The organism is Variovorax sp. ISS6 (assembly GCF_056523145.1).
The window spans coordinates 3,309,027-3,323,088 of record NZ_JAWRZC010000001.1 but is presented as its reverse complement, the minus strand read 5'-3'; the positions used below and the strand labels follow the sequence as shown (position 1 = coordinate 3,323,088).

The following is a 14,062-nucleotide window of genomic DNA, read 5'->3' as shown; positions in this document are numbered from 1 at the left end:
GGAAATCAACCATGGCAACTGCAAAGAAGGCTCCGGCCAAGAAAGCTCCGGCTAAGAAGGCCGCTGCTCCCGCGAAGAAGGCTGCTCCCGCGAAGAAGGCCGCAGCACCGGCGAAGAAGGCTGCTGCTCCCGCGAAGAAGGCTGCACCGGCAAAGAAGGCCGCTCCCGCCAAGAAGGCTGCTCCCGCGAAGAAGGCTGCTGCAAAGGCTCCCGCCAAGAAGCGCACCCCGAACGCCGCCTTCATGAAGGCCCTGACCCCCAGCCCCGCACTGGCTGCCGTGGTCGGTTCGACGCCGCTGCCGCGCACCGCCGTCGTGAGCAAGCTGTGGGACTACATCAAGAAGAACAACCTGCAAGACAAGGCCAACAAGCGCAACATCAACGCCGACGCCAAGCTGAAGGAAATCTTCGGCAAGGCCCAGGTGTCGATGTTCGAACTGGCCGCGCTGATCGGCAAGCACGTCAAGTAAGCGCACCATCCGAGCGACCTCCGGGTCGATCAGGAAAGCCGGCGACAGCCGGCTTTTTTTCGTCCGTGCTTTTTCGATCGCCTCAGCGCGATGCCTCGGCACCCTGCGCGAAGAAGCGCGAGGGCGTGCAGCCGAAATGGCGCCGGAAGGTCTCGATGAAGGCACTCACCGAGCTGTAGCCCACCGTCAGCGCCACCGCCGTCACGGGCTCGCCCATGCCCAGCAACTGCACCGCCTTGAGCAGCCGCGCCTGCTGGCGCCACTGCGCGAAGCTCAGGCCGGTCTCGGCGGCGAAGCGGCGCGTGAGCGTGCGGCGCGCCATGCCGATGCGATCGGCCCATTGCTCGAGCGTGTCGTCGCGCGCGGGATCGTCGGCCAGCGCGGTGGCCAGCGCGAGCAGTCGCCGCTCCTGCGGCAGCGCGAGGTGCAGCGAGGTCCGCGCGCCCGCCGCCAGTTCGTCGACCAGCACCCCCACCAGCCGCAGGCGGCGCGCCGTCTCCCCCTCTTCGCCGAGCGACACCAGCCGCCCCACCAGCTCGCGGATCAGCGGCGTCGACGCGAACACATGCGGCTGCGCGGGCAAGGCCGTCGTCAGCGCCGGATCGAGATAGAGGCTCCACCCGGCCGTCGCGCCGTGGCTTTGCGCCGCGTGCGCGCAGCGCGGCGCGATCCAGCCGATCCATCCGGGCGGCAGCACCCAGCGCCCCGCGCTGGTCTCGATCAGCTGCAGGCCGGCGCGCAGCGCGAACAGCTGGCCTTCCTCGTGCGCATGCGCGCCCGTGCTGCGCGGCGCCTCGTAGGCGTTGAGGTCGAGCCGCAATGCGGGCTCAGCCATCGCGCCGCTCCGGATGCGGCATGGCCCGATGGCGATACCGATTGGCACCGCGCCGCAAGCCCGCAACGCGGTGCCTGCCTAGCATCGAAGCCATCGATCCACCCCTCCCTCTTTTCTTCAAGGAGCCGCCATGAAAGCCCAGGATGTCCTGCCCGATGACCAGAACTTCGCCGTCCTCAACGGCCAGCCCGTGCGCAAGGGCTCGGTCGGTGCCTTCCTCGCCAACGTGCGCGTGCTCGAGGACACCCAGGCCGGCGAGGCGCAGCGCCAGGCCGCGCACGAGGACCTCATCGACCTGATCCCCGCGCTCGAGGCGCTCGGCCTGTTCGAAGTGTTCGAGCTGCGCTCCACAGCCCTGCGCGCGGAGGTCGCGAGGCATCGCGCCGCGCTCAGCCCCGCGCCTGCTGCTGCGCCGCGCGCCTGATCGACGACAGCGTGCCGCGCGTGGTGATGACCTCGGGATCGAGCGGAATCTCGATCAGCGTACCGGTATCGGCCGCCAGCGCGCGCAGCAGCGCGGCCTCGAACTGCGCGGTCTCGGTCACGCGCTCGGCCGCGTAGCCGTAGGCGCGCGCCAGCCCGCAGAAGTCGGGATTGCGCAGCGCGGTCCCGCTGGTCCGCTCGGGGTACTCGCGCTCCTGGTGCATGCGGATGGTGCCGAACATGCCGTTGTTCAGCAGCACGACGATGCTCTTGCCGCCATGCTGCGCGGCCGTGGCCAGCTCCTGGCCCGTCATCAGGAAATCGCCGTCGCCCGCGATCGTGAAGGCCACCCGGCCGGTCGCGAGGCTGGTGGCGATGCCGGCCGGCACGCCATAGCCCATGGCGCCGCTGGTGGGCGCCAGCTGCGTCTTGTGGCCCTTGGCGAGGCCGTGGTAGCGGAAGTAGCGGTGCACCCAGCTCGCGAAGTTGCCCGCGCCGTTGGTGATCGTGGCATCGGCCGGCAGGTGCTTCTGCAGCGTCGCCACCACCGCCGCCATGTCGACCGCGCCGCGCGGCGTTTCCGCGGGCATGCCGGCCAGCGGCTGCGGCTCGAGCCAGGCCTGGTAGTCGGCATGCGCCTGCAGCGCCCAGTCCTCCCAGGGCAGCGTGGGCGGCGCGCTCAGCACCTCGAGGCTGCGCGCCGCGGCGCTCATGCCGGCGTTGATCGCGAGGTCAGCCTGGTAGACGCGGTTGAGTTCCTCGGCGCTCGCATGGATGTGGACCAGCGTCTGCTTCGCCTTCGGCGCTTCGAGCAGCGTATAGCCCCCGGTCGTCATCTCGCCCAGGCGCGGGCCGATGGCGAGGATCAGGTCGGCGTCCTTCACGCGCTGCGCCAGCTTCGGATTGATCGCGATGCCGACGTCGCCCGCGTAGAGCGGATGGTGGTTGTCGAAGGTGTCCTGGAACCGGAAGGCATTGGCCACCGGCAGGCGCCAGTTCTCGGCGAAACGCTGCAGCGCCTGCGCGGCCTGCGCGGTCCAGCCACCGCCGCCGGCGATCACCAGCGGCTGGCGCGACTTCAGCAGCAGCTCGCGCAGGGTGCGCAGCGCACCCGGGTCGCTCCAGGGCTCGACCGCCTCCACCCGCGGCAGCGGCCGCGCGGCGGTCTCGCTGCGCAGCATGTCCTCGGGCAGCACCAGCACCACCGGGCCGGGGCGGCCGTTCATCGCGGTCGAGAAGGCGCGCGCGATGTACTCGGGGATGCGGTTGGCATCGTCGATGCGCTCCACGCGCTTGGCGAAGCCCTTGGTGCTGGGTCCGAAGAAGCTGCCGTAGTCGACCTCCTGGAAGGCCTCGCGGTCGCGGAAGTCGCTGCCCACGTCGCCGACGAACAGCACCATCGGCGTGGAATCCTGGAAGGCGTTGTGCACGCCGATGGAGGCATTGGTCGCGCCCGGGCCGCGCGTCACGAAGCAGATGCCGGGACGGCCCGTGAGCTTGCCGTGCGCCTCGGCCATGAAGGCCGCGCCGCCCTCCTGCCGGTTGACGATGAAGCGCGCGCGATCGCCGTAGGCATGGAAGCCGTCGAGCACCGCGAGGAAGCTCTCGCCGGGCACGCCGAACGCGATCTCCATGCCCTGTTCGAGCAGGCACTCGACGATCAGGTGGCCTGCGGGTTGTGATGTACTCATGAGCAGTAGAACTCCAACACTTTGTCCGCGGCGATTATGTGCGCCCGCCTCGCCTCCCTTGTTTTAATTCCCCAAATGGTTAAATTCGCGCCATGAAGGCCACCGCCCCCGACACGCTGGAACCCCGCTCGCGCGATGCCGACCGTTCGCAGCTCGCGATCCTCGCCTCGGCGCGCGACGAGTTCTCGGCGCGCGGCCTCGCGGGTGCGCGCATGGACAGCATCGCCGAGCGCGCGGGCCTCAACAAGCGGCTCATCTACTACTACTTCGGCAGCAAGGACGACCTGTTCCTCGCGGTGCTCGAGCGCACCTACGCCGACATCCGCGAGGCCGAGCAGCGGCTGCACCTCGACGAGATCGATCCGGTCGAGGCGATCCGCCAGCTGGTGTCCTTCACCTGGCACTACTACCTCGAGCATCCCGAGTTCATCACGCTGCTCAACAGCGAGAACCTGCACCAGGCCTCGCACCTCAAGCGCTCGGAACGCATCCAGGAGATGAACTCGCCGCTGGTGCAGCTGCTCGACACGGTGCTCGAGCGCGGCCGGCGCGACAACCTGTTCCGCGCGGGCGTCGATCCGGTGCAGCTCTACATCTCGATTGCCTCGCTGTGCTACTTCTACCTCTCGAACAACCACACGCTCTCGGCCATCTTCGGCCGTGACCTGCGCGCGCCCAAGGCGATGGCGCAGCGCCTCTCGCACATGACCGACCTCGTGCTCGGCTACGTGCTGCACTGACCCGCACTTCCGCCGCTTCCTGCCGCCCCCCGTCTCGGCGGCAGGGCCGCGCGCCATCGCCGCGCGAGACGGCCCCCATCGCTTTCCAGATCTACGGGTATCCACCAGGGTCCACCCGTTGACGCTGCCGCGCCCGCGTTCCTAGAATCGGCAATTCACTTATTGGTGAATTGAGCTCGCAACGACACCAGCGGCCCCGCCGCGCGGAGACAAAGACCCATGAAGCAACTCGCACGCACCGCCACGCTGGCCGCGATCGTCGGCCTGGGCGCCCTGCTCCCCGCCCTCGCCGGCGCCGAAGTCGCCTACCCCAGCAAGCCGATCCGCGTGATCGTGCCCTTCGCCGCCGGCAGCACCACCGACATCATTGCGCGCGCCATCGCCGACAAGATGGGCGCGAGCATGGGCCAGCCGCTGGTGATCGAGAACCGCGGCGGCGCCAGCGGCACCATCGGCCAGCAGGCGGTGGCCACCGCGGCGGCCGACGGCTACACGGTGATGATCCATTCGTCGTCGCACACGGTCAGCCCCTCCACCTTCGCCAAGCTGCCTTTCGACACGGTGAACGACTTCGCGGGCGTCACGCCGATCTCCTCGCTGCCCAACGCGCTGGTGATCGCGCCCTCGAAGAACATCAAGACGCTGCCCCAGCTGCTGGCTGCCGCACGCGCCAAGCCCGGCAGCATGAATTTCGCCTCGGCCGGCCAGGGCAGCGCCACGCACCTGAACGCCGAGAAGTTCAAGATGGCCGCCAAGATCGATGCCACCAACATCCCGTTCAAGGGATCGGGCGAGGCCGTCACCGAGGTGCTCTCGGGCCGCGTCGACTACTACTTCTCGCCGATCGCGCCGGTCATCGGCCAGATCAAGGAAGGCCAGCTGCTGGCGCTCGCCGTGGGTTCGCCCAAGCGCGCGGCCGCCCTGCCCGACGTGCCCACCACCGCCGAGGCCGGCGTGCCCGGCTCCGAGTTCAACTTCTGGATCGGGATGATGGCGCCCGCGAAGACGCCGCGCGCCGTGGTCGACCGCCTGCACGACGAAGTGGCGAAGGCCCTTGCCACGCCCGAGGTGAAGGAGCGCTTCCTCAAGCTCGGCGCCGATGCCTGGACGCTCAAGCCCGCGCAGTTCGATGCCTACATCAAGCAGGAGATCGCGAGCAACGCCGAGCTCGTGAAGGCCGCCGGCCTCGCGGTCCAGCAGTAACGCCTCTTCCGCCAGCACCCGTCTCTCCCGCAGCCCACCGACTTCCGACCGAACGCCCCGCGCCGCCACCGGCGCGCTCTCCATGATCCGCAAACTCCTGCTCTCCCCGGCGCTGCGCCCCTTCCTGCTGATCCTGCTGCTGCTGGTGCTGTGGGACCTCGCGATCCGCCTCTTCAAGATCCCGGTCTACCTGATCCCGCCGCCGTGGGAGGTGGTGAAGCAGCTGGTCAACGAATGGCCGCGCCTGCTGGCCGAGAGCTGGAAGACCACGCTCGCCACGCTCGGCGGCTTCGGCCTCACCATCGTGATCGGCATTCCGATCGCGATGGTCATCGCCTACTCGCGACTGGTCGAGTCCTACGTCTATCCGCTGCTGGTGTTCTCCCAAAGCATCCCCAAGGTGGCGATCGCGCCGCTGTTCGTGGTGTGGTTCGGCTTCGGCATCTTCCCCAAGGTGATCTCGGCCTTCCTGCTGGGCTTCTTCCCGGTGGTGGTCTCCACCGTGATGGGCTTCAAGTCGGTCGAGCCCGACATGCTCGACCTCGCGCGCTCGATGGGCGCGAGCCGGCTGCAGACCTTCTTCAAGATCAGCCTGCCGCAGGCGCTGCCGCAGATCTTCAGCGGCCTCAAGGTCTCGGTCACGCTGGCCGTGGTCGGCGCGGTGGTCGGCGAATTCGTCGGCTCCAACTCGGGCATCGGCTACGTGCTGCAGGTGGCCAACGGCAACTTCGACCTGCCGCTGATGTTCGCCGCGCTGGTCGTGCTCTCGAGCATCGGCGTGGTCCTGTTCGTGGCGGTCGACCTGGTCGAGCGCGTGATGATTCCCTGGCATGCCTCGCAGCGCCACGCCAACTGAGTTCCCCCTCCCTGGTTCCTTCGCCCCAAGCCAACAACTCTCCCGGAGACAAGACATGAAGAAACTGCTTCCCTCGCTGCTCGCCGCCGCCGCGCTCGCCACCTTCGCCATCGCCCCCGCGCATGCGCAGGGCGACAAGCCCAAGGACAAGGTCACGCTGATGCTCAACTGGTACCTCTACAGCGAGCACGCGCCCTTCTTCCTCGGCAAGGAAAAGGGCTTCTACGCCGAGGAAGGCATCGACCTCGACATCCAGGAAGGCCGCGGCTCCGCCGTCACCGCGCAGGCGGTGGCTGCCAAGTCGGCGACCTTCGGCTACATCGACGTCACGACCATGATCAAGGCCGCCGCCAAGGGCGCGCCGCTGAAGTCCACCGGCGTGCTGTTCCAGGTCAGCCCGATGTCGGTCATGGGCTTCAGCGAGAAGAACATCAAGACGCCGAAGGACATCATCGGCAAGACCGTGGCCGTGACGCCGGGCGACTCGATGTCGCAGATGTGGCCGCTGTTCCTCAAGGTCAACGACATCAAGGCCGACCAGGTGAAGATCGTCTCGGGCGACGGCCAGACCAAGCTCAATGCGGTGATCAACGGCCAGGCCGACATGCTGCTGGGCTACGTGATGGACCAGGCCATCAAGCTGCAGGACGCCACCGGCAAGCCGGTGTCGCCGATCCGCTTCGCCGACTCGGGCGTGAACCAGATCAGCTCCGGGATCATCACCAACAAGAACCTGCTGACCGAGAACCCCGACCTCGTGAAGCGCTTCATGCGCGCCTCGACCAAGGCCGCCGAAGCCGCCGAGAAGAGCCCCGAGGCCGCGGTCGACGCGATGCTCAAGGCCAACCCCAAGGCCGGCGTGCGCGACACGCTGATCGTGGGCATGAAGCAGAGCGTGGCGCTCTATCACACCAAGGACACGGCGAACCAGCGCCCCTTCCGCGTGGCGATGAAGAACGTCAACGACTCGCTGGACCTGCTGGTGCAGTACGGCGGCATGGACGCCTCGACGCGCGGCAAGCCCGAGGACTACGTGACGCTCGACTTCCTGCCGAACTGATCTCCCTTCGCCCGCGCGCCCGCATCCCGACCTCCCTCACGCACCCATGTCCCAAGTCAACCTGATCGAAGCGCGCGGCGTCTCGAAGATCTACCAAAGCAAGGATGGCCCCGTCGAGTCGCTGAAGCCGCTCGACTTCGCCATCAAGGAAGGCGAGTTCGTCTCCGTCGTCGGCCCCTCGGGCTGCGGCAAGAGCACCCTGCTCAAGATGGTGGCGGGCCTGCTGCCGATCAGCGGCGGCAGCCTCACGCTGGCGGGCAAGCCGATCCAGGGACCGCAGAAGGACGTGGGCATCGTGTTCCAGAGCGCGGTGCTGCTGCCCTGGCGCAGCGTGGAGGACAACATCCTGCTGCAGGCCGAGATGCGCCACCTGCCGATGGACGCCGCCAGGGCGCGCGCGCACGAGCTGATGGCCATGGCCGGCCTCAAGGGCTTCGAGCGCAAGTACCCCTGGCAGCTCTCGGGCGGCATGCAGCAGCGCGCCTCGATCTGCCGCGCGCTGCTGCACGACCCGTCGGTGCTGCTGATGGACGAGCCCTTCGGCGCGCTCGACGCGATGACGCGCGAGAAGATGAACCTCGAGCTGCAGCGCATCTGGATGGCCTCGAAGAAGACCGTGATGCTGATCACCCACAGCATCCCCGAGGCCATCTTCCTGTCGGACCGCGTGATCGTGATGAGCGAGCGCCCCGGCTCGATCGCGGCCGTCTACGACATCGAGCTGCCGCGCGCCCGCACGCTCGACATGATGGCCTCGAGCGAGTTCGGCCACTACACGAAGCTGGTGCGCGCGCACTTCTTCTCGCAGGGCATCCTGGACCACTGAGAGCCAAGCCATGGACGCGCCCCGTTTCCACGTCGAGGAGATCCGCTTCGCCGAGCGCGACGTCGCGCTGCGGCTGCCGTTCCGCTTCGGCGCCGCCACCGTCACCGCCTGCCCGCAGGTCTACGTGCGCGCGCGCATCCGCTTCGAGGACGGCCGCACGGCCAGCGGCTGCGCGGCCGAGATGATGGTGCCCAAGTGGTTCGACAAGAACCCGGCGCTCACCAACGAACAGAACTTCGAGCAGTTGCGCTTCGCGCTGCGCGACGCGCGCGAGGCCTACACCGGCGAGTCCGATGCCCAGACCGCGTGGACCCATTTCGCCGCCAACTACGCCGCGCTGATGGCGCGCGCCCGCGCCAAGGGTCTGCAGCCGCTGGTGGCGGGCTATGGGCCGGCCCTGGTCGACCGCGCGATCTTCGATGCGCTGTGCCTGCACGCCGGCACCGGCTTCGCCGCCGCGATGAGCGCCAACCTCGGCGGCATCGACATCGCGGGCAGCGGCCTGGCCGACGACCTCGCCGGCTTCGACATGCCCGGCTTCCTCGCGCGGCAGCGCCCCGCGGAGCGCATCGCCGCGCGCCACACCGTGGGCCTGGCCGACGCGATCGACGACGGCGATGCCCTGCCCGACGCACCCGACGACGGCCTGCCCACCACGCTCGTGGCCGCCGTGCGCCGCTACGGCCTCACGCACTTCAAGCTCAAGCTCTGCGGCGACACCGCGCGCGACATCGACCGGCTCGAGCGCATCGCGCGCGCCATCGACGGCCATGCGCAGCTGGTCACGCTCGACGGCAACGAGCAGTACGCCGATGCCGATGCCTTCGGCGCCTTCCTCGACCGCCTGCTGTCCACGCCCGCGCTGTGGGCGCTCGCGAAGAAGACGGTGTTCGTCGAGCAGCCGATCCGGCGCGACGCCGCGCTCGAGCGCGACGTGCGCGCGCTCGGCCGGCGCATCCCGCTGCTCATCGACGAATCCGACGCCACGCTCGATGCCTTCGTGCGGGCACGCGAACTCGGCTACACCGGCGTGTCGAGCAAGAGCTGCAAGGGCTTCTACAAGTCGGTCGTCAACGCGGCGCGCTGCGCGCGCTGGAACGCGGCCGACGACGGCACGCGCCACTTCCTCTCGGGCGAGGACCTGACAATGCAGGCCGGCCTCGGCGTGCAGCAGGACCTGGCGCTGGTGAGCTGGCTCGGCCTCTCGCACGTCGAGCGCAACGGCCACCACTACGTCAACGGCCTCGCGGCCGTGCCCGAGGCCGAGCAGCAGGCGCTGCTGCGCGCCCACCCCGACCTCTACGAATCCAGCGATGGCGCGGTGCGCCTCGCGATCCGCGGCGGACAGCTCGCCCTGTCCTCGCTCGCTTCCGCGCCCGGCTTCGCCACCGGCCAGCCCGGCGCGGGCATCTCGTGGGACGCCATGCGTTCCGTCTACTGAAGCAGCGCTTCTCCGTCCCCTCTCTCACTCAAGGAAAGAACATGCCCACCCAACGTCTAGGAATCATCATGCACGGCGTCACAGGCCGCATGGGCATGAACCAGCACCTGATCCGCTCGATCTGCGCCATTCGCGCCCAGGGCGGCGTGACGCTGTCGAACGGCGACAAGGTGATGCCCGACCCGATCCTGATCGGCCGCAACGCCGAGAAGATCGAGGCGCTGGCCAAGGCCCACGGCATCCAGCGCTGGGGCACCGACCTCGACAAGGCGCTCGAGAACAAGGACGACACCGTCTTCTTCGACGCCGGCACCACGCAGATGCGCCCCACCCTGCTGGCCAAGGCGATCCGCGCCGGCAAGCACGTCTACTGCGAGAAGCCGATCGCGACCAACCTCAACGAGGCGGTGGAGATCGCGCGCCTGGCCGAGGAAGCCAAGGAGAAGCACGGCCTCAAGCACGGCGCGGTGCAGGACAAGCTGTTCCTGCCCGGCCTGCGCAAGCTCGACATGCTGCGCCGCGCCGGCTTCTTCGGCCGCATGCTCAGCGTGCGCCTGGAGTTCGGCTACTGGGTGTTCGAGGGCGACCTGCAGCCGATCCAGCGCCCGAGCTGGAACTACCGCAAGGAAGACGGCGGCGGGATGATCCTCGACATGATGTGCCACTGGCGCTACGTGCTCGACAACCTGTTCGGCGAGGTGAAGTCGGTGAGCTGCCTGGGCACCACCCACATCCCGAAGCGCTGGGACGAGGCCGGCCAGCCCTACGAAGCCACGGCCGACGACGCCGCCTACGCCACCTGCGAACTCACCGGCCACAACGGCGAGCCGGTGATCGCGCAGATCAACATGAGCTGGGTCACGCGCGTGCGCCGCGACGACCTCGTGACCTTCCACGTCGACGGCACCGACGGCTCGGCCGTGGCCGGCCTGTCGAGCTGCCGCGCCCAGTCGCGCGTGGCCACGCCGCGCCCGGTGTGGAACCCCGACGAGAAGCAGACCATGAACTTCTTCGACCAGTGGCAGGAGATCCCGGACTCGCAGGTCTACGACAACGGCTTCAAGATCCAGTGGGAGCACTTCATCCGCCACGTGGTGGAGGACGCGCCCTACAAGTGGACCCTGCCCGAGGGCGCCAAGGGCGTGCAGCTGGTCGAGGCCGCGCTCGAATCGTGGCAGGACCGCCGCTGGGTCGACGTGCCCGCGCTGAAGGTCTGAGACCCGGAGACCCGACCGCATGGCCCTCTCGCTCAAGCTCCCCACCGCCGGCGGCGCGCTCGCCGACTACGCGCTGCGCGGCAGCACGCCGCCGAAGCCGCCCGCGGGCGTGCGCTTCGACCGCATCGCCTACTCGGCCGCGCACGTCGTGGCCGACCCGCTGGCCGCCATCGATCCCTGGCTGCAATGCGCGGTCGACTGGGACGCCACCCTCGCCTACCGGCGCCACCTCTACGCGCTCGGCCTGGGCGTGGCGGAGGCCATGGACACCGCGCAGCGCGGCATGGGCCTGGACTGGCCGACCTCGCTCGAGCTGATCCGCCGCTCGATCGATGCCGCCAGCGACATTCCCGGCGCGCTCGTGGCCTCGGGCTGCGGCACCGACCACCTCGACCTCGATGCGGTGAAGAGCGTGGACGACGTGATCCGCGGCTACGAGGAACAGATGGCCGCCATCGAGAAGCTCGGCGGCAAGCTGATCGTGATGTGCAGCCGCGCGCTGGTGCGCGTGGCGAAGGGCCCGGCCGACTACGAGCGCGTGTACGACCGCATCCTGAGCCAGGCGAAGCAGCCCGTGGTGCTGCACTGGCTCGGCGAGATGTTCGACCCCGCGCTGGCCGGCTACTGGGGCACGACCGACGTCGATGCCGCGATGGAAACCGCGCTCGGCGTGATCGCGGCCCATCCCGACAAGGTCGACGGCATCAAGATCTCGCTGCTCGACAAGGACAAGGAGATCGCGATGCGCCGCCGCCTGCCGGCCACCGGCGGCCCCGACGGCCAGGGCGTGCGCATGTACACCGGCGACGACTTCAACTACGCCGAGCTGATCGCGGGCGACGGCCACGGCAGCCACCCCACGCACGGCAAGAGCGATGCGCTGCTGGGCATCTTCGACGCCATCGCGCCGGCCGCCAGCGCCGCCCTCGGCGAACTGGCCGCGGGCCGCGTCGAGCGCTTCCACGAGATCCTCGGCCCCACCGTGCCGCTGTCGCGCCACATCTTTGCCGCGCCCACGCGCTTCTACAAGACCGGCGTGGTCTTCATGGCCTGGCTCAACGGCCACCAGAAGCACTTCACCATGGTCGGCGGCCAGCAGAGCACGCGCTCGCTGCAGCATTTCGCCGAGCTGTTCCGGCTGGCCGACGCGGCCCACCTGTTCGAGCAGCCCGAGCTCGCGGTGCGGCGCATGAAGACGCTGCTGTCGCTGCACGGCGTGGAGTGAGCCCGTCCATGCGCGATTTCTCGCAGAACCACGACTGGCTCTCGATCAACACCGCCACGGTGCGCAAGCAGTCGGGCGCCGAAGTGCCGCTCGACCGCATCGTCGACCAGTGCGCCGAGCGCGGCATCCGCGCCATCAGCCCCTGGCGCGACCAGGTCGCGGCCGTCGGCATCGACAGGATCGCGCGGCAGTTGAAGGCGCACGGCATCGGCCTCTCGGGCTACTGCCGCGGCGGCTTCTTCCCGGCACCCGATGCCGCGGGCCTGAAGGCCGCGCTCGACGACAACCGCCGCGCCATCGACGAGGCGAAGACGCTCGATGCGCCCTGCCTCGTGCTGGTGGTCGGCGCGCTGCCCGGCGCGCTCGACGGCAAGGCCGCCTACAAGGACATTGCGCGGGCGCGCGCCGAAGTGCGCGACGGCATCGCGGCCTCGCTCGAGTACGCGCGCGAGGTCGGCATGCCGCTGGCCATCGAGCCCCTGCACCCCATGCAGGCGGCCGACCGCGCCTGCATCAACACGCTGGAGCATGCGCTCGACCTCTGCGACGAGCTCGATGCGGGCAGGAGCGGCATGCTCGGCGTGGCGCTCGACATCTACCACGTGTGGTGGGACCCGAAGCTGCAGCAGCAGATCGCGCGCGCGGGCCGCGAGCGCCTCCTGGCCTACCACGTCTGCGACTGGCTCACGCCCACGCGCGACCTGCTGTCCGACCGCGGGATGATGGGCGACGGCGTGGTCGAGCTCAAGAAGATCCGCGGCTGGGTCGAAGAAGCCGGCTTCGCGGGCTTCAGCGAGGTCGAGATCTTCTCGAACCTCGACTGGTGGCAGCGGCCGGGGGCCGAGACGCTCGACATCTGCATCGAGCGGCATCGCAGCGCGGTCTGAGCACGGCCCCGGGGCGAGCAAGCCATGGCGGCCTGTGCTGCAATGCGCCCATGCCCGCCCCCAGCCTCGACGACCTGCGCCGCTACGCCGTGGCGCGCACCCTGTTCAAGCCCACCACGCTCCCCGGCGCGATCAGGAAGCTCGGCTTCGTGCAGGCCGATCCGATCCGCGCCCCGGCGCGCGCCCAGGACCTGACGCTGCGCCATCGCGTCAACGACTACCGCGCGGGTGACCTCGAGCGCCGCTACACGCGGCTCGCGATCGAGGAAGACTGCCTGGTCAACTACGGCTTCCTGCCGCGCGAGCACCTGGCGCTGATGCATCCGCGCGAGGCCGCCAAGCCCTGGGACGCCGAGACGCGGCGCAAGGCGGCCGACGTGCTGGCCTTCGTGCGCGAGCGCGGCCGCGTGCATCCGCGCGAGGTCGAGCAGCACTTCGCGCACGGCCGCATGCGCAACTACTGGGGCGGCTCGGGCAATGCGTCGACGCACCTGCTCGACGGCATGCACTACCGCGGCCTGCTGCGCGTCGTGCGGCGCGACAGCGGCACGCGCATCTACGAGGCGGTCGAGCATGCGCCGGCCGACGAAAGCCCGGCCGGCCGCGCGCGCCGCGCGGCCGCGCTGATCGAACTGATCGTGCGCAAGTACGCGCCGCTGCCGGCCGGCAGCCTGACCTACCTGGTGCGGCTGCTCGGCTACGGCGCGCCGCACCTGTCGGCGCAGACGCAGGCCGCGCTGCGCCTCGCGCGCGAGGAGCTCGCGAGCATCCGCATCGACGGCATCACCTGGTACTGGCCGGCCGACGAGAACCCGGCCTCGCGCCGCCATGCGCCCGACGACGCGGTGCGCCTGCTCGCGCCCTTCGACCCCGTGGTGTGGGACCGCCGCCGCTTCGAGCTGCTCTGGGGCTGGACCTACAAGTTCGAGGCCTACACGCCCGCGCCGCAGCGCCAGTTCGGCTACTACGCGTTGCCGCTGCTGTGGCACGACCGCGTGATCGGCTGGGCCAACGTGAGCGCGCCCGAAGGGCGGCCCCAGCCCGCCTTCGGCTACGTCGAGGGCCGCAAGCCGCACGGCGCGGCCTTCCGCGCGGCGCTCGACGACGAGCTCGGGCGCATGGCCGAGTTCCTCGCGGCGCGCTGAGCCGGCCGCGGGCCCCCCCCGGCGGCCTGGGGTCTTGGCCCGT

General features: G+C 69.6%; 14 protein-coding genes. 12 read left to right on the top strand and 2 right to left on the bottom strand.

Going from position 1 to position 14,062, the window contains the following annotated elements; genetic code table 11:
* Positions 1-11: 11 nt before the first annotated feature.
* Entirely contained in the window at positions 12-470 is a 459-nt protein-coding gene (locus AC1HIL_RS15165; protein WP_057598690.1) for an SWIB/MDM2 domain-containing protein, read from the top strand.
* An 82-nt stretch (positions 471-552) separates the two neighbouring features.
* Here AC1HIL_RS15165 and AC1HIL_RS15160 read toward each other — a convergent pair whose 3' ends face one another.
* The gene (locus tag AC1HIL_RS15160) at positions 553-1,305 is read right to left on the bottom strand and encodes a helix-turn-helix transcriptional regulator (protein WP_057596114.1); all 753 of its coding nucleotides are present in this window, start codon (positions 1,303-1,305) and stop codon (positions 553-555) included.
* Positions 1,306-1,435: 130 nt separating this feature from the next.
* Between AC1HIL_RS15160 and AC1HIL_RS15155 the strand changes: the two genes are divergently transcribed.
* Positions 1,436-1,729: a hypothetical protein gene (locus AC1HIL_RS15155; RefSeq protein WP_479672119.1), complete on the top strand. Its 294-nt coding sequence runs from the start codon at positions 1,436-1,438 to the stop codon at positions 1,727-1,729.
* Here the strand turns inward: AC1HIL_RS15155 and AC1HIL_RS15150 are convergent.
* On the bottom strand, positions 1,695-3,419 hold the full coding sequence (locus AC1HIL_RS15150; protein WP_479672118.1) for a thiamine pyrophosphate-binding protein: 1,725 nt from the start codon (positions 3,417-3,419) through the stop codon (positions 1,695-1,697). The two genes, AC1HIL_RS15155 and AC1HIL_RS15150, sit on opposite strands and share 35 nt — an antisense overlap.
* Positions 3,420-3,511: 92 nt before the next feature.
* Here AC1HIL_RS15150 and AC1HIL_RS15145 point away from each other — a divergent pair, with 92 nt between their 5' ends.
* The 10 genes from AC1HIL_RS15145 (at position 3,512) to AC1HIL_RS15100 (ending at position 14,019) form a co-directional block, all read left to right on the top strand.
* Complete coding sequence (locus AC1HIL_RS15145) at positions 3,512-4,159, top strand: TetR/AcrR family transcriptional regulator (protein ID WP_281077614.1); 648 nt, start codon at positions 3,512-3,514, stop codon at positions 4,157-4,159.
* Between the two features lie 219 nt (positions 4,160-4,378).
* Positions 4,379-5,362, top strand: coding sequence for a tripartite tricarboxylate transporter substrate binding protein (locus AC1HIL_RS15140; protein WP_057596118.1), 984 nt, complete (start codon positions 4,379-4,381; stop codon positions 5,360-5,362).
* A gap of 82 nt (positions 5,363-5,444) precedes the next feature.
* The gene (locus tag AC1HIL_RS15135) at positions 5,445-6,218 is read left to right on the top strand and encodes an ABC transporter permease (protein WP_479672117.1); all 774 of its coding nucleotides are present in this window, start codon (positions 5,445-5,447) and stop codon (positions 6,216-6,218) included.
* A 55-nt stretch (positions 6,219-6,273) separates the two neighbouring features.
* Entirely contained in the window at positions 6,274-7,278 is a 1,005-nt protein-coding gene (locus tag AC1HIL_RS15130) for an ABC transporter substrate-binding protein (RefSeq protein ID WP_479672116.1), read from the top strand.
* A gap of 46 nt (positions 7,279-7,324) precedes the next feature.
* The gene (locus AC1HIL_RS15125) at positions 7,325-8,104 is read left to right on the top strand and encodes an ABC transporter ATP-binding protein (RefSeq protein WP_479672115.1); all 780 of its coding nucleotides are present in this window, start codon (positions 7,325-7,327) and stop codon (positions 8,102-8,104) included.
* A 10-nt stretch (positions 8,105-8,114) separates the two neighbouring features.
* The gene (locus tag AC1HIL_RS15120) at positions 8,115-9,545 is read left to right on the top strand and encodes an enolase C-terminal domain-like protein (protein ID WP_479672114.1); all 1,431 of its coding nucleotides are present in this window, start codon (positions 8,115-8,117) and stop codon (positions 9,543-9,545) included.
* Between the two features lie 41 nt (positions 9,546-9,586).
* Positions 9,587-10,762 (top strand): Gfo/Idh/MocA family protein, encoded by a 1,176-nt coding sequence (locus AC1HIL_RS15115; RefSeq protein WP_057596126.1) that lies wholly within the window; start codon positions 9,587-9,589, stop codon positions 10,760-10,762.
* Positions 10,763-10,781: 19 nt separating this feature from the next.
* Entirely contained in the window at positions 10,782-11,987 is a 1,206-nt protein-coding gene (locus AC1HIL_RS15110; protein ID WP_057596127.1) for a dihydrodipicolinate synthase family protein, read from the top strand.
* A gap of 8 nt (positions 11,988-11,995) precedes the next feature.
* Positions 11,996-12,874 (top strand): sugar phosphate isomerase/epimerase family protein, encoded by an 879-nt coding sequence (locus AC1HIL_RS15105; RefSeq protein WP_479672113.1) that lies wholly within the window; start codon positions 11,996-11,998, stop codon positions 12,872-12,874.
* Positions 12,875-12,924: 50 nt separating this feature from the next.
* Positions 12,925-14,019, top strand: a complete 1,095-nt coding sequence (locus tag AC1HIL_RS15100; RefSeq protein WP_479672112.1) for a DNA glycosylase AlkZ-like family protein — start codon at positions 12,925-12,927, stop codon at positions 14,017-14,019.
* Positions 14,020-14,062: the final 43 nt, after the last annotated feature.